The organism is Collinsella sp. AF36-3AT (assembly GCF_003475205.1).
In the GTDB taxonomy this organism is placed as follows: Bacteria; Actinomycetota; Coriobacteriia; order Coriobacteriales; family Coriobacteriaceae; genus Collinsella; species Collinsella aerofaciens_AF.
Genome location: NZ_QROZ01000002.1, coordinates 131,859 through 148,193 on the forward strand (window position 1 = coordinate 131,859; position 16,335 = coordinate 148,193).

The 16,335-nt window shown below is 61.5% G+C and carries 11 protein-coding genes and 1 tRNA gene; 9 read left to right on the forward strand and 3 right to left on the reverse strand.

The window, feature by feature from the left end:
• Nucleotides 1-2: 2 nt before the first annotated feature.
• Nucleotides 3-77: transfer RNA gene (locus DW003_RS02985), tRNA-Val, on the reverse strand.
• Nucleotides 78-366: 289 nt separating this feature from the next.
• Here DW003_RS02985 and DW003_RS02990 point away from each other — a divergent pair.
• The 3 genes from DW003_RS02990 to glmM all read left to right on the forward strand — a co-directional run bounded on the left by DW003_RS02990 (nucleotide 367) and on the right by glmM (nucleotide 5,266).
• Nucleotides 367-1,389, forward strand: coding sequence for a DMT family transporter (locus DW003_RS02990; RefSeq protein ID WP_187361884.1), 1,023 nt, complete (start codon nucleotides 367-369; stop codon nucleotides 1,387-1,389).
• Between the two features lie 149 nt (nucleotides 1,390-1,538).
• Nucleotides 1,539-3,851 carry a DUF4012 domain-containing protein gene (locus DW003_RS02995; RefSeq protein WP_158573173.1) on the forward strand — a complete coding sequence of 771 codons (2,313 nt, stop codon included), beginning with the start codon at nucleotides 1,539-1,541 and terminating at the stop codon, nucleotides 3,849-3,851.
• Nucleotides 3,852-3,934: 83 nt separating this feature from the next.
• The gene (gene glmM, locus DW003_RS03000; RefSeq protein WP_118387463.1) at nucleotides 3,935-5,266 is read left to right on the forward strand and encodes a phosphoglucosamine mutase; all 1,332 of its coding nucleotides are present in this window, start codon (nucleotides 3,935-3,937) and stop codon (nucleotides 5,264-5,266) included.
• Nucleotides 5,267-5,552: 286 nt separating this feature from the next.
• Here the strand turns inward: glmM and DW003_RS03005 are convergent, their stop codons facing one another.
• Complete coding sequence (locus tag DW003_RS03005; RefSeq protein WP_118387465.1) at nucleotides 5,553-7,127, reverse strand: carboxypeptidase M32; 1,575 nt, start codon at nucleotides 7,125-7,127, stop codon at nucleotides 5,553-5,555.
• Nucleotides 7,128-7,634: 507 nt separating this feature from the next.
• Between DW003_RS03005 and pheS the strand changes: the two genes are divergently transcribed.
• From pheS to DW003_RS03035, 6 genes are all read left to right on the forward strand, one after another.
• Complete coding sequence (gene pheS, locus DW003_RS03010) at nucleotides 7,635-8,711, forward strand: phenylalanine--tRNA ligase subunit alpha (RefSeq protein WP_118387467.1); 1,077 nt, start codon at nucleotides 7,635-7,637, stop codon at nucleotides 8,709-8,711.
• Between the two features lie 160 nt (nucleotides 8,712-8,871).
• Complete coding sequence (gene pheT / locus DW003_RS03015; RefSeq protein WP_118387469.1) at nucleotides 8,872-11,325, forward strand: phenylalanine--tRNA ligase subunit beta; 2,454 nt, start codon at nucleotides 8,872-8,874, stop codon at nucleotides 11,323-11,325.
• Nucleotides 11,326-11,569: 244 nt separating this feature from the next.
• On the forward strand, nucleotides 11,570-12,655 hold the full coding sequence (gene cbiM, locus DW003_RS03020) for a cobalt transporter CbiM (protein WP_118387471.1): 1,086 nt from the start codon (nucleotides 11,570-11,572) through the stop codon (nucleotides 12,653-12,655).
• Nucleotides 12,633-13,469, forward strand: coding sequence for an energy-coupling factor transporter transmembrane component T (locus DW003_RS03025; protein ID WP_118387473.1), 837 nt, complete (start codon nucleotides 12,633-12,635; stop codon nucleotides 13,467-13,469). The genes cbiM and DW003_RS03025 overlap by 23 nt, the downstream gene beginning before the upstream one ends.
• Before the next feature lie 44 nt (nucleotides 13,470-13,513).
• Entirely contained in the window at nucleotides 13,514-14,284 is a 771-nt protein-coding gene (locus tag DW003_RS03030; protein WP_233545474.1) for an energy-coupling factor ABC transporter ATP-binding protein, read from the forward strand.
• An 80-nt stretch (nucleotides 14,285-14,364) separates the two neighbouring features.
• A complete protein-coding gene (locus DW003_RS03035) occupies nucleotides 14,365-15,213 on the forward strand; it encodes a hypothetical protein (protein WP_118387477.1) in 849 nt (282 codons plus the stop codon).
• On the opposite strand, the gene DW003_RS03040 is transcribed toward DW003_RS03035, so the two are convergent.
• Nucleotides 15,210-16,283, reverse strand: coding sequence for a hypothetical protein (locus DW003_RS03040; RefSeq protein WP_147352176.1), 1,074 nt, complete (start codon nucleotides 16,281-16,283; stop codon nucleotides 15,210-15,212). The genes DW003_RS03035 and DW003_RS03040 overlap by 4 nt on opposite strands.
• Between the last annotated feature and the right edge of the window lie 52 nt (nucleotides 16,284-16,335).

A 16,335-nucleotide genomic window follows, 5' to 3' on the forward strand; every position in this document is an offset into this window, starting at 1 on the left:
TTTGGTGGGCGTTAGAAGATTTGAACTTCTGACCTCTTCCGTGTCAGGGAAGCGCTCTCCCCCTGAGCTAAACGCCCGATCAAGGGTGCGCAAGCGCGCAAGGGATAATATAACGGAGCCTGAACTCGGTGGCAAGAACATTTTTAAAAATCGCTTACATTGTGGAATTCGGGGGCTTTGTCATATCCATTTCAAAAGAGCCTGCTGCCGCGATTTGACTGTCGCATAATGCAAGGCCATTGCGGTATCGAGCTATGGAAAGACGTCTGCGGAATTGTCCTACCGATAAGCGGACAAGCCTTCGGCTGGTGCCTTCGCCGTGGTAAGGTAAGCCGAATTGTTTCCAGGCTGCTTCGAGGGAATGGAATGAGCAAAGAGCGTGTCGAGCAGGTCGAAGGCGCAGGGGCTTCGGTGCCGATGACCGATATATCGAACATTGATGTGCCCGAGGGCACCGATGAGCTCAGCCGTAGCACCCGCCGCGCTTGGCGCGAGCGCCTGAACAGCGCTTCGACGCGCAAGATGATCACGGGCGTCTTGGCTACGTTGGTGGGCGGTTCGTTTTGGGGCTTCTCGGGCACCAGCGCGAGCTTTCTGTTCGATACCTACCACGTCGACACCTTGTGGCTTATGAGCGTGCGTCAGATTCTCGCCGGTCTACTCTTTATGGCCGTGGTTGTTACGCGCGACCGCGAGCGCCTGATTAAGCTCTGGACCACACCCGCCGATCGCAAGCAGCTGCTGCTCTTTACCGCCTTTGGTCTGCTGTTCAACCAGTTTTGCTATCTTTCGGCCGTGCGCCTGACGAACGCCGGAACCGCGACGGTGCTCCAATGCCTGCAGCTCGTTATCATCATGGGCTACACCTGCGTGACCGATCGCCGCATGCCGCGTACTCGCGAAGTTATCGGCATTGGCCTGGCTCTGGGTGGAACCTTTTTAATCGCCACCGGCGGCGACCCCACCAGCCTGAATATCTCGCCGCTTGGCCTGGCAGCAGGTCTTATGTGTGCGGTCAGCGCCACGTGTATGGCGGTGATTCCCGCCAAGATCCTGCCCGAATACGGCAGCCCCATCGTCACGGGCTCGGCAATGCTCACGGCGGGCGTGGTCTCGTGCGTCTTCGTGCAGCCCTGGGCGCATATACCGGCGCTCGACGCTGCCGGCGTCGAGGCGCTCGCGGTGTTCGTGGTTATCGGCTCGTTTTTTGCTTACATGCTCTATATGCAGGGCGTTAAGGACATCGGCTCGGTGCGTGCGAGCCTCATCGGAACTGTGGAGCCGGTTTCGGCGACCATCACCAGCGCCGTTATGCTGGGCACGGTGTTTTTGCCGACCGACCTTATCGGCTTTGCCATGATCATCGTGATGATGTTCCTCACGGTGTAGCTGGCGCCACTGCCAAGACAGAAAAGGTGTTGTGCCACATTTTCGCCAATTGATGTCCGTGTCTGGAGTTTAGCTGTCGATGCCCAAAATGCCATAAATTAGTAATGTTATGGACTTTTTCATTGCGACTCAATTGCGAGGATTTCTTTATGGCTGGTAATCACTTTAAGGGCAGCGATAGCGGCCGTCCTGCAGTTCCGCCGCGTCCGAACGGGGCTGGTAAGGCCGGCACGCCGGGCGGCGCTGGACAGGGCGGTTCCGGTAAGCGCGTGTCCCCGGGCGAGACGGCGATGTTTACCGCTCTGTACGAGCAGTCTCAAAAGGCAAAAAAGACCGGCCGTGCAAGAGGGAATGTCTTTGCGGGCGGTGCAACCTCCACGTCGCAGCCGAGCGGGGCTCCTTCGGCACCTGCGAACAACGCAGGTGTTGCCAACGCCGCGAATACCGCCGGCAACGTTAATGCCGGCAAGGCCGCCAACAATACTCCCTCTGCCGGTGGCGCGGGGCTTACGGGTAACCTTGGCACGATTTACACCGGCGCCTCCGAGACTGGCACGTTCGCCCGCCTGGATGATGGCGGTGCCCAGTTTGCGGGCTCGGGTTCCAAGGAAGATTATTACGATTTTGGCTTGAACTACGGTAGCGACGCTTCGTCGAGTTCGACCTCTGACGGTCTGGTCCGTCATCGCCATCGCAAAGGCGAGCGCAAAAAGCGTCACACTGGCGCCATTATTGCCGCTGTAGTCGCGGTGCTTCTCGTTGCGCTTGGCGCAAGCGGCTTTATGCTGCTTAACTCGGCAAAGACCGTAAAGAGCGAAGCGAAGGAGGCTGTCGAGATCGTCGGTGGCCTTAAGGACAAGGTCACGTCGGGCGATTTTTCGACGCTGCCTGACGACGCGAAGAAGATTGATGAGCTTTGCGACAGCATGAAGGCGGAGACCTCGAGCCCGCTGTGGACGGCGGCTTCGTTTATCCCGGTGTATGGCAGCGACATCAATGCGGCCCGCACCATGATCGACGCCCTGTCCGATGTCTCGAGCAATGCGCTGGTTCCCATGGCCGATAACCTTTCGCAGGCCACGCCCGGCAAGCTGTTTCAGGACGGCATGATTAACGTGTCCGCGCTGCAGGCGGTCGCCGATTCGCTTTCCAGCAGCTCGAAGGTGTTCAAGAGCGCCAACGAGAAGATCCAGGGCATTGGCGATACTCATATTTCCCAGGTGACCGAGCTGGTCGATAAGGCCAAGGACGGCTTTGCCACCCTCAACGGCGCGGTTGACGCGGCGGAGAAGGTCGCCCCCGTCCTTCCCCAGATGCTCGGCGCCAACGGCCAGACGCGCAACTACCTTATGTACGCCATGAACAACGTCGAGATTCGTGCCTGCGGCGGCTTTGGCGGTTCGCAGGGCCTGATTTCGGTCACCGACGGCCAGATGTCGATTGGCGAGTTTGTTCCCCGCATTGGACTCAGCGAGGATGAGGCAGTCGAGAGCGTCGACGAAGAGGATGAGGCGCTGTTCGGCAACCACAGTAACCTGTACAACTCGGGCAATACCTATTCGCCTGATTGGCCCCGCAACTCGCAGCGTGTCGCAGCCCTGTGGAAATCTCAATATGGCCAGGACGTTGACGGCGTCGTGGGTATCGACCCGGTGTTCCTGCAGTATCTGCTGGGCCTGGTCGGTAACGTGTCGCTGCCCGACGGAACGGTTGTCGACGGCACCAACGCCGCAAAGGTCCTCATGCACGATGTGTACTGGAACTATCCGGTCGAGGAGTCGGACGGCATCTTTGCATCCGTCGCCAGCGCTGCCTTCGACAAGATTCTCGGTGGCATCGGTGACGTCGACGTTACAAAGCTTGTCAGCGCCGTTGAGCGCGGTGCCGAAGAGGGTCGTCTGATTGCTTGGATGAAAAACGATGACGAGCAGAATGCCATCAAAGAGACGGGCATTGACGCTTCGCTGCCCGATCCGGATGATCCGAGTGCCGATCCCGTTGCCGGCGTTTACTTTAACAACCTGAGCTTTTCCAAGCTCGACTGGTATCTGAACGCCGACACGCAGATTGGCCAGGGCGTCAAGAACGGCGACGGCACGTGCTCGTATCGCATCACCGTTACCCTGACGAACATCATGACGCAGGAGGAGACAGGCAAGCTGCCCGACTACGTCGCGGCGAGCGCGCCCGATGCCGCGCGCGACGACGAGCGTCTGAATGTCTCGTTGTTTGCCCCGACGGGCGGCAACATTACTGATTTGACCGTCGAGGGCACCCAGTTTGGTCTTGGTGCCGCTACGTGGCATGGAATCCCCTTCTATTCGGGCACCGTTGACTTGCATGCTGGCGAGACGACGACGATCACGTATACGCTGACCACGTCGGCCGAGGCGGGGGACAAGCCGCTTACGCTGCGTCAGACTCCTACATGCCAGGCGGCTCGCGACAGCGCGTCGGCGTAGGGTTTTTCTGGTAGCGCAGATAATCGAGTACCATTTTGGGGCGGACAGGCAATCTGTCCGCCCCTATTTTGTAAGGAGAGCGCATGAAGTACTTTGGCACCGACGGCTTTCGCGGTGAGGCCAACGTTGGGCTGACGGTAGAGCACGCTTATAAGATTGGCCGTTTTGTGGGCTGGTATTACGGCGCCAACCGCGAGCGCAAGGCGCGCGTGATCGTGGGCAAGGACACTCGTCGCTCGAGCTATATGTTCGAGGCGGCGCTGGTGAGCGGCCTGGTCGCGAGCGGTGCGGACGCCTATATGCTGCACGTGATCCCCACGCCGGGCGTGGCACATCAGACCGTGGAGGGCTGCTTCGATTGCGGCATCATGATCAGCGCGAGCCACAACCCGTTTTGCGATAACGGCATTAAGCTCGTCAACAGCGACGGCTTTAAGATGGACGAGGACGTGCTGGAGCTCATCGAGGACTACATCGATGGCAAGAGCGAGGTGCCGCTGGCAACGGGCAACCACATCGGCGCCACGGTGGACTACATGCAGGGCCGCAACCGCTACATTGCTTCGCTCATTGCAAGTGCGAACTTTTCGCTGCAGGGCGTCAAGATCGGCATCGACTGCGCCAACGGCTCGGCTTCCTCGGTGGCCAAGCCGGTGTTTGACGCGCTCGGTGCCGACGTGCGCGTGATCAACGCCGCGCCCGATGGCTTTAACATCAACGTCGACTGCGGCTCCACGCATATGGAGCGCCTGCAGCGCCACGTGGTGGAGCAGGGCCTGGACGTGGGCTTTGCCTATGACGGCGATGCCGACCGCTGCCTGGCCGTGGACGAGCGCGGCCGCGTGGTCGATGGCGACCAGATCCTGTACGTGTGCGGCGTGTACCTGAACAAGCACGGTCGCCTTTCGGGCGGTACCGTGGTTCCGACGATCGCCAGCAACTTTGGCCTGATCAAGTCGTTGGAGCTTGCCGGACTGAGCGCCGTGACCAGCGGCGTGGGCGACCGTCACGTGTATGCCAAGATGCGCGAGGGTGGCTACAGCCTGGGCGGCGAGCAGACGGGCCATACGATCTTTGGCGATATCGAGCGCACGGGCGACGGCATTATGACCTCGCTGCGCGTGATGGAAGTGATTCGCGCCGAGCGCGAGACGCTCTCGCAGCTCACGGCACCGTGCAAGCTGCTGCCGCAGGCGCAGGTTGCCGTGCGCGTAGCGGATAAGGACGCCGCGCTCGAGAACATGGGCGTGCAGAACGCCATCGCCGAGGCCGAGACTGCGCTGGCAGGCGAGGGCCGCGTGCTCGTGCGCAAAAGTGGAACCGAGTCGGTGATTCGCGTTTTGGCCGAAGCGCCCGACCAAGCATCCGCCGATGCTGCCATGAAGCGCATCGCCAACGCGCTCGAGGCTTTATAGCTACGCGGTTTTACCAAACCGCGTAGCTGCTCGACGCTGCAAACGCCCCTAAGCGGCAATCTGGCGTTCAATTTCAAGGGCGCGACCAGAAGGCCAGCGCCCTTTCATTTCACGTTATCTTGCTCGCTTGGGGTCGTTTTCTCTGACGTTGCCAAGACATTAGCGTCAACGAGCTACTCATTGGGGACAGTCTTTACCGATTGGCCGGTTTGCTGGCCGGATGGGCAAGGACTGTCCCCAACTGCCGGCAGAAAAGGAACGTCCCTAACTGCCGGCCTTCAAGGCCTTACAGCTGGTAGAGCGTGGTGAACTTGTCCTGCAGGTAGCTGCAGTAGTAGCGGGCGTCAAAGGCCATGCCGCACGCGCCCTTGATGAGCTCCGGCGCGTCCTTGGCGCGGCCCCACTGCCAAATGTGCCCGCCGAGCCAGGCGCGGACGGGTGCCAAGTCGCCGCTCGCGCAGGCGCCGTTGAGGTCGACACCGTCGCGGCACATGGCCGGCACAAACATGGCATCGTAGGCGCTGCCCAGCGCATAGGTGGGGAAGTAGCCAAACGAGCCGCCGCTCCAGTGCGTATCCTGCAGGCAGCCGTGCGTGTCGTCGGGAACGGGAATGCCCAGGTACTCGTTCATAAAGCGGTTCCAAAGCGCGGGGATGTCCTTGGCCGTGGCCTCGCCGGCAAACAGCATGCGCTCGATCTGGTAGCGCACCATAATATGCAGCGGGTAGGTGAGCTCGTCGGCCTCGGTGCGGATCAGCGACGGCTGAGCGATGTTCACGGCGTGGTAGAGCGTGTCCTCGTCGACGTCGCCGTAGACCTCGGGTGCGTGGCGGCGCAGCACCTCGAGCAGCGGTCCCATAAAGGCGCGGCTGCGACCCACGGTGTTCTCGAAGAAGCGGCTCTGGCTCTCGTGGATGCCCATGGAGGTGCCACCCTCAAGACAGGTGCGCGCATAGGCAGGATTGACGCCCAGCTCATACATGGCGTGTCCCGCCTCGTGGATGATGCTGTAGACGTTGGAGATGCAGTCGTCCTCGTAGATGTGCGTGGCGATGCGCGCGTCGCCCACCGAGAAGCCCTCGCTAAACGGGTGCTCGGTAAAGGCAAGCGTGGTGTCGTCCAGGTTCAGGCCGACAAGCTTCATCAAGTCGAAGCTCATGGCGCGCTGGGCAGCCTCGGGCACGTGGGCGTGCAAAAAGTCGGCAGCCGGCTGCTGGCCGCGCTCGCCGATGGCGTGCACGAGCGGCACGACCGTGGCCTTGACCTCATCGCAAAACGCATCGAAGCTCTTGGCGGAAAGCCCGCGCTCGTGCTGGTCGAGCCAAACATCGTACGGATCGCGCTTGGGATCCATGAGCTCGGCCTGATGCTTAAGTTGGGCGACGATTCTATCCACATAGGGCTCAAAGCTCGCCCAGTCATTGGCCGTCTTGGCCTTGTGCCACACGGCATCGGCCTCGCAGGTGAGCCTGGTCCAAGCCTCGGCCTCCTCGGTGGGAATGACGCTCGCCTCGCGCTGGTCGCGGCCGAGCACGCGGATCTCGTTGAGCAGTTGCGGGTCGTCGATCTTGCCGCCGGCGACCGTCTCGCGTGCCAGCGAGTGCACAAGCTCGACAGACTTTTTGCTGGTCAGGAGCTTGTGATGCTCGCCGGCAAGGGTGCCCATAGCATCGGCGCGGGCCGCGGCGCCGTTGGCGGGAGCAATGGTCGCGCCGTCAAACTCGGCAATCTTGAGCAGGTACTCGCGAGTCCACAGCTTGCCCTCGAGCTTACGGAATTTTTTGACAGCCTTATCGACCTTCATGCCTTTGGGCGTCTTATCCGCTGCGGGCTTGGCCATCTTATCCTTGTTCTTTCCCATACCTATATCCTTGATCTCGCAGACCGGACGCCACGGGTGGGCGTACGGCCAGTTTGCACAGCTACCTGCCTTGTACCCAGTGCGAACAAAACGGAACGCGGCGATATGCTCGCAGAATGTGTTATCCTATAGCCCAATGCGTTGACGGAGAGGGTTTTGCCCGCCGCGTCGCCGGCAAGAGAGGGAAGGTCATGGGCTGCAAGCCTTCCTGCGGTGGCAAGGGCCAAGCGTTCACTCCCGAGCAGCGACCTCAACGGGCGCGCGGCCACGCGGCGGCGATGTCTCCAGTAGGGAAGCCGTGAGCCTCGCGAAAAGGGGCAAAGAGTGGGCGCGGCGGGTCAGACATCCGCCGGGTCAAACAAGGTGGTACCGCGGAATTCAACCGTCCTTGGGCAATGCACATGCCCGAGGACGGTTTTTTGTTACCGAACCGGGCCGCACATCCGTAAGCGTCGGGCGGTGCCAGCCGCCCCGGCAAGCGGATGCGCGAGAGACGAAAGGGAAGACATGAGTCTGATTGATGATCTGGTCAAACTCGAGGAAGAGGCCAAGGAGCTCGTCGCAGGCGCCGACGACGCCGAGAAGCTCGAGGCCGCGCGCGTCGCGCTGCTCGGCCGCAAGGGCCGCATCACCGGCCTGATGCGCATGATGGGCAAGCTCGCCCCCGAGGATCGTCCCGTCATGGGCAAGCGCGCCAACGAGATGCGCCAGCTGATCGAGGGCATGCTCGACGAGCGCTCCACCGAGATGAAGGCCGCCGCCCTCAAGCATGCGCTCGAGCACGATGCCGTCGACATCACGTTGCCGGGCATCCGTCCGCAGATCGGCCATCAGCACCTGATCAAGCAGATCATCGAGGAGGCCGAGGACATCTTCTGCGGCATCGGCTACACCGTCGAGTCCGGCCCCATGGTCGACACCTCCTACTACAACTTCACCGCGCTCAATGCGCCCATGGATCACCCGAGCCGCTCGGCCCGCGACACGTTCTACGTGGTCGACAACAACCCCGGCAGCGTCACGCACCCCGAGGCTCACGCCCACGGCGAGTCCGACGTGCTGCTGCGCACCCAGACCTCGGGCGTGCAGATCCACACCATGGAGTCGCAGAAGCCGCCCATCTACATGATCTGCCCGGGCACCGTCTACCGTCCCGACACGGCCGACGCCTGCCACCTGCCGCAGTTCAACCAGATCGAGGGCCTGGTCGTCGACGAGGGCATCACCTTTGGCGATCTTAAGGGCACGCTCGACTACTTTGTTAAGTGCATGTTTGGCGAGGACCGCAAGACGCGCTACCGCCCGCACTTCTTCCCCTTCACCGAGCCCAGCTGCGAGGTGGACGTGAGCTGCCACGTGTGCGGCGGCAAGGGTTGCAACTTCTGCAAGCACAGCGGCTGGATCGAAATCCTGGGCTGCGGCATGGTCGACCCCAACGTCCTCATCAACTGCGGCATCGACCCCGAGAAGTACACCGGCTTCGCCTTTGGCATTGGCGCCGAGCGCGTCGCGGCCCTGCGCTACGACCTGCCCGACCTGCGAACGCTCATGACGGGCGATATGCGCTTCTTAAATCAGTTCTAGGCCCGGCGGCTTTCCCAAGCACCGCACCTTGCCTTTCAATCGTCGGTTGCGTACCTAAGTACGCGGCCCTCCTCTTTCAAGGCAATCTGCGGCACTTGGAAAACCCGTCTCCGTTGCAGTTTTTGGCTCAAAGCCGCATTTATGAAAGGAGACCAGTTAGATGCGCGTTTCTTACGACTGGCTCAAGACCATGATCGATATTCCGGAGGATCCCAAGACTCTTTCGGACGAATATGTCCGTACCGGCACCGAGGTCGAGGCGATCGATACCGTGGGCGAGTCCTTCGACCACGTGGTGACCGCCCAGGTGCTCACCAAGACCCCGCACCCCGATAGCGACCACATGTATGTGTGCTCGGTCGACGTGGGCGACAAGAACCTCGACGCTGACGGCAACCCCGCTCCGCTGCAGATCGTCTGCGGCGCGCAGAACTTCGAGGCCGGCGATCACATCGTCACGGCCATGATCGGCGCTGTCCTGCCCGGCGACGTCAAGATCAAGAAGAGCAAGCTTCGCGGCGTCGTGTCCATGGGCATGAACTGCTCCGCGCGCGAGCTCGGCCTGGGCGGCGACCACTCCGGCATCATGATCCTGCCCGAGGACACGCCCTGCGGCATGCCGTTTGCCGAGTATGTGGGCTCGAGCGATACCGTGCTCGACTGCGAGATCACGCCCAACCGCCCCGACTGCCTGTCCATGATCGGCATGGCCCGCGAGACCGGTGCCATCTTCGACCGCGATTTCCACGTTGAGCTGCCCGCCATCAAGGTCGAGACCGGCCGCGCGACCGACGACGAGCTTTCGGTCGAGATCGCCGACGAGGGCCTGTGCGACCGCTACGTTGCCCGCATCGTGCGCAACGTCAAGGTCGGCCCGTCGCCCGACTGGATGGTCAAGCGCCTCAACGCCCTGGGCGTGCGCCCGCACAACAACATCGTCGACATCACCAACTACGTGATGATGCTCACCGGCCAGCCGCTGCACGCCTTTGACCTCGACACCTTTGCCGAGCGCGATGGCCACCGTCGCGTGGTGGTTCGCGCCGCCCAGCAGGACGAGAAGTTCACGACGCTCGATGGCGAGGAGCGTGTGCTCGACGCCGGCATGGGCCTCATCACCGACGGCGAGCGTCCCGTGGCGCTGGCCGGTGTCATGGGCGGCATGGATTCCGAGATCGAGGACGATACCGTCGACGTGATGGTCGAGAGCGCTTGCTTCAACGCCGGTCGCACCTCGCACACCAGCCGTGACCTGTCGCTGATCTCCGACGCCTCCATCCGCTTTGAGCGCCAGGTTGACGAGACTGGCTGCGTGGATGTCGCCAACGTTACCTGCGCGCTCATCGAGGAGATCGCCGGCGGCGAGGTCGCCCCCGGCCATGTCGATGTTTTCCCCGCGCCCAAGACCATCGACAGCATTAAGCTGCGCCTGGCCCGCGTGCACGCCATCTGCGGTGCCGACATCGAGCCCGACTTTATCGAGCGTTCGCTCACCCGCCTGGGCTGCACCGTCGAGCGTGACGGCGAGGACTTTATGGTCACTCCGCCGAGCTTCCGCCCCGACCTGCCGCGCGAGATCGATCTGATCGAGGAGGTCCTGCGCCTGTGGGGCATGGGCCGCGTGACGGCGACCATCCCGGCTGCCAAGAACCACATCGGCGGCCTGACCCGCGAGCAGAAGCTCACCCGTAAGGTCGGTGAGATCCTGCGCGCCTGCGGCCTCAACGAGACCACGACTTTTGGCTTTGCCGCCCCGGGCGACCTGGAGAAGATCGGTATGTCCACCGAGGGCCGCGGTTGCCCCGTGGTGCTCATGAACCCGCTGGTGGCCGAGCAGACCGAGATGCGTCGTTCGCTGCTGCCGGGCCTGCTGCAGTCCGTGGCCTACAACGAGGCGCACGGTACGCCCAACGTGCACCTGTACGAGGTCGGCAGCCTGTTCCACGGTCGCGAGAACGCCAGCCTGCCCAAGGAGACCAAGTCCGTGGCGGGTGTGCTCTCGGGCCAGTGGAGCGAGCAGTCCTGGAACATGAAGTACCGTAAGCTGCGCTTCTTCTTTGGCAAGGGCATTGTCGAGGAGCTGCTCGCCCAGCTGCGCATCGAGAAGGTTCGCTTCCGTCCCGTCGAGGGCGAGGGCTACGCTTTCTTGCAGCCGGGTCGTGCGGCCGAGGTTCTGTCCGGCGGAACCGTGCTGGGCTGGGTCGGCGAGATTCACCCCGAGGCGCGCGAAGCGATGGGCATCGATGAGGTCGTCGTTGCCTTTGAGCTCGACTTGGACAAGCTGATCAAGGGCGCCCGCAACCAGGAGAACTATCGCGAGTTCTCGCAGTACCCGGCTGTTGAGCATGACCTTGCCATTGTGGTCGACAACTCCGTGACCTGTGAGGATCTTGAGCGCCGCATTACGAGCGCCGGCGGTAAGTTGCTCGAGGGCGTGCGCCTGTTCGACGTCTACCGCGATCCCATCCGCATCGGAGCGGGCAAAAAGTCCATGGCCTTTGCGCTTACGTATCGCTCCGACGACCACACGCTCACCAGCGAAGAGGTCGAGAAAGCGCACCAGAAGATTGTCACCAAGGTATGCAAAGGCGTAAACGGCGAGGTCCGCGGCTAGGGCTTGCGATGGGTATAGGTCAGCGGTGGCTGCTGCCGATCCTGCGTGACTGCTATGCTCGGTATAACGCATCGCTGAGCCTGCATATATGACACGCGCATTACATAACGGCGTGCTGCTTTTGTGGCGGCGCGCCGTTTTGCTATCATAGCCTGCGGCGTGTTACGAATCATCTAGCTCGTAACACTGATGAAATGGTTCAAGCGGCGCTGCAATCCCATGTGCCGGCAACCGGGAGGCGTATATGCACATTCCAGATAACTACCTGTCCCCGCAGACCGATGCCGTTATGGCGGTGGCGATGGTGCCCGTATGGGTTCACTGCATCAAGAAAGTGCGCGCCACGCTCGATCGCGAGCATATGGCCTTTCTGGGTATTTGCGCTGCGTTCTCCTTTTTGCTCATGATGTTCAACGTGCCGCTGCCCGGCGGCACCACTGGTCACGCCGTCGGCGGCGCACTCATCGCGCTGCTGCTGGGCCCCGAGGCCGCGGCTATCGCTGTCTCGGTCGCGCTGGCGCTGCAGGCGCTGCTGTTTGGCGACGGCGGCGTTCTGTCGTTTGGCGCCAACTGCTTTAACATGGCCTTTGTGCTGCCGTTTGTCGCTGCTATCGTGTTCCGTGCGCTCAACAGCCGTCTGCACGACAAGAGCTGGGGCACCTCGGTTTCTGCCATCGTGAGCGGTTGGGTCGGCCTGTGCCTGGCGGCCCTGTGCGCGGCAATCGAGTTTGGTATTCAGCCGATGCTCTTCACCAACGCTTCGGGCGCCCCTCTGTACTGCCCCTTCCCGCTGTCCGTGGCTATTCCGGCCATGTTGATCCCGCATATGCTGGTTGCCGGCGTGATCGAGGGCGTGGCGACGGCCGCCATCTACGGCTTCATTAAGAAGACGGCGCCGAGCATTATCGTCGGCCCCGAGGCTGTCGATGGCCAGCTTGCTGCCGAGGACGCTGCTGCCAAGAAGACCTCGCTGGTCCCCACGCTCATCTTGGTTGCCGTGCTTGTCGTAGCCACGCCGCTGGGCCTGCTGGCCACGGGTGACGCTTGGGGCGAGTGGGACGCTGAAGGCGCCGCGACCGCCGTTCAGGAGGCTGGTGACGACAGCCTGCAGGCTTCGGTCGGTCTCGATACCCCGACCTTTGCCGATGCCCTGCCCACGGGCGATTATCTGCAGGCCTATTCCGAGGAGCAAGGCCTTGGCTTTGCCGGCCAGGCCGCGATGTATATTCTTTCGGGCGTGATTGGCGTGGCGGTGCTCACCATCGCATTCCGCCTGGTCTCGCTGACGGTCAAGGAAAGCGGTGCTCATGGCAATAGCCGAGCTGCCTAGCTGGCTTACGGTCGAGCAGCGATACGAGCCCGCGGGGGCTCGGCATCGTGTGATGCAAAAGAATGTCCTACACCTGGCGAGCCTGCTTGAGCGGGTTCGCCTGGGTGGAGGCGCGCACGAGGGCGGGTCGATGGTCGACCGCGCCCTTTCTTGCGTTTCGGCTCCGGTGCGCCTGGTGGGGATGTTCGTCTGCGTTCTGTGCGTGTGCCTGACGCAAAGCCCGCTGTATCTGATGTTGATGGCGGCTATCGCGCTGGTGCTCGTTGCCGTGCGCCCCGTACGCGGGCTGCGGGCAACCTTTGTGCCGGCACTTGGCGCTGCGGGGCTCGCGGTGGTTTTGGCGCTGCCTGCCCTGCTGCTGGGCGCTTCTGCCGCGGGCGCCATGCTCAAGATCGCGCTCAAGACGTTCATTAATGTGTCGCTTGTGCTGGGCGTTTCATGGACGCTTACCTGGAGCCGCATGTCGGCGGCGCTCAAGACGTTGCATCTGCCCGACGAGGTCATCTTTACGTTTGATATGACGCTCAAGCATATCGAAGTGCTGGGACGCACGGCGCACGATCTGTGCGAATCGGTCATGCTGCGCAGTGTGGGTCGTGCGCCTGCGGGTTTTTCGCGCACCGACTCGCTGGCGGGTATCATGGGCATGACGTTTATCAAGGCGATGGAATGTAGCCACGCGATGGACGAGGCTATGCTTTGCCGCGGCTTTGCCGGTGCGTATCCGGCGCCCGCGCGCGCCGGGTTTGGCTGGCGCGATGCGGTCTATGCGGCCGTCGTGGTGCTGCTCGCCGTGTTGTGCGCGGTGCTGTAGCGCGGGCGGCCGAGCCGTCGATGTGGATAGGGAAGGGCGACGTTTTGGCAAACGATACGAATGGCGTGATGGGCGCGAGCGGTGCTACTGGCGCCAAGAGCGTGCCGCTCATCGAGTTTCGCGACGTGGTGTTCTCCTATGCGGGGCATACGGTTGTCGATGGTGTGTCGCTGCAGGTCGATCGTGGTGAACTCGTTGCCCTACTCGGTCCCAACGGCTGCGGTAAGACGACGATTATGCGCCTTATCAACGGTCTTGAACTAGCGGACGCGGGTGCGTACCTGTTCGATGGGCGCGTGGTCGATGCGGCATATCTCAAGGATTCCGCAGCCGCTCAGCGTTTTCATCAGCGCGTGGGCTTTGTGTTCCAGAATGCCGACGCCCAGCTGTTCTGTGCCACGGTGGGCGAGGAAGTTGCTTTTGGTCCCGCGCAGATGGGGCTGCCGACAGACGAGCTCGAGCGCCGCGTCCGCGATGCCATGGGGCTGTTCCAGGTTGCCGACCTTGCCGACGCCTCTCCCTATCAGCTCTCGGGCGGTCAAAAGAAGCGCGTGGCGTTGGCTGCCGTCGTGTCGATGAACCCCGATATCCTAGTGCTCGATGAGCCCACCAACGGGCTCGATGAGGACTCGTGCGACATCGTAGTCAACTTTTTGCTGGCCTACGTTGCTGCCGGTAAGACGGTTTTGATGAGTACGCACCATCAAGATTTGGTGCGCCGCCTGGAGGCCCGTGCCATCTATATCGATCGATATCACCATGTGGTCGAGGCGCCCGTGCCGTCGTATGGAACCGAAAGCGGTGCTGCGGAATAGTTGCTGCGTAGGGTATGTATGGCCGCCTGTGCGACTCTGCCGTGATGGTATAGTTATCCAGGTTTTTTATGGGGGTGGCTATGCCAAGCTGGAACATTCATATCGCTCAGACGGAGCGTTTGCTGGGGCGCACCAGTGCGCTTGCCGATAGCGTGCGTGACCGCAATGCCTTTTTGTTTGGTTGCGTGGTTCCGGACATTTTTGTGGGCTATATGGTTCCCGGCATTGCCGATCCCATCCCGTACCGCATTACGCACTTTGCCAAGCCCGAGCCTATCCCTAAGCCTCGTGAGCATGAGTTCTGGGATACCTATGTGGCACCGTTGCTTAAAAGTTCGCCCACCGGTGCGCCGGCCGCGGCGACCTCGATTATCGAGGAACGCGAGCGACTGAATCGCGTGCACTATCCCCAGCGCTACAGGGATGCCGAGCCGGTTGTCGGTCCCGGCGCCTGTGAGTTCTCGCTTGCGTCCGAAGATGTGGCGCAGTCGTTGCTCGATTTAACGCTGGGCGTCTGGTCGCATCTGGTGGCCGATACCGTATGGAATACGCGCGTGAATCAGTACCTGGAGGCGCACGGCGGCAAGCCGTGCGAGGAATTCCGCATTAAAAAGCAAGGTGACTTTGACTGGTTTGGTAAGACGCTCGGCATTGTTTCCATCCCGCGTGCGACCAATCGTCTGTATACTGCGGCGACGCGTTTTGGGCAGTATCCCATCCATAAGGAGTATGTGCTCAAGACCATCGGCGTTATGCACGAGATTGTGCGCGAAAACCCCGGTGAGCCCGATCATCCGCCATACCGCCTGCTAACTGAGGAGTTTTTCGATGCAACGTTTACCGAGGTCATCGAGCTGACCGAGGTGGGCTTTGCGACTCGCGTTGCCGCTTCTGACGTCCCCGCAGTCCCTCTGATCACTAGCTGCTAGCTGGCCGGCTTGACGGCGAACAGCTCATCCCAATCGACCAATAGCTCCCGCCGCAGGGCATCTTCGGTGGTGCGTTCCTGATCGGTCTTTGGGATGTAGGGGAGCCCTGCCTTTTTATGGATGAGTTCGGCGATGTTGTTAAAGCTCTTCGTGTCTTTGATTTGCTCATAGGTTATCTGGATAACGTCATAGCCCATGCTTGTGAGGGCGGTGGTGCGCTCGGCATCGGAGAGACTTGCGGCTTCGCCATCGTGGGCGGAGCGGCCTTGGCATTCCAAGATGACGCCCATGCTGTCGTTGTTGCTCTCGATGAGGATATCGGCGTAGCAGCAGGTTTTGTCATACAGTGAGCGCGCGGCGTCGCTGAGTGGGATGCGCACGTTGTTTGCGATGTTGATGCCCATGCCGCCCTCGTTGCGGGGGAGCGAGACAAGCATAGAGGCCTGTACTTCGAAGGGCGAGGCGGTCTGCCCCGTCATGTGCTCGGCCGCCCAGCGCAGTTGTTTAACGCCGCGCAGGCCTGCAGCCTGCTTGGCGAACGCGGCGATATCCGCCGCGCTGAGGAGCGGCGGGCGCTTCCACAAATTGGTGTCATTGCCCTTGGTGTCGACAACACGCTCCCAGCAGCAGTTGGGTGGAATGAGCTTAAGCGAAATAGCTTCATCAAGTTGTTGTTGCGTTCGCTCGCAGGGCTTAAACACTGCAAAGGAGCCGCACATCTCGTAGCAAGCCATGAGTAGCTGGTTGCGTGAGACCTGCGTAGCAAGGCTGAGCAGCGTAAACTCGGGCGACGTGACATCAAATCCATGTTCAGTTTGCCTAAACGACCCGGGAGGCGGCTCTTGGGTCAGGAGGTGCGATTTAAACAGGCTTCGCGACCCGGATTGTGCTCGAGTGAATACAAACCTGTGAAGCGGTGCGTGAAGTAGGTCTTTTACAACTGCATGACTTCCGAGGCCGCAACATCTGCGATCCATATTGCCAAGGCTAATGGCGGGGTAAAGCCCTAATACCTGCGGCGGGATACGGTGATAGTAAAAAGCGGATTGACCGCATAGCGTCAGGTCCATGATATCCTCCTGGTCGAAATGTGCTTTTGGACCGTGCGATGCCAGCGTCAAT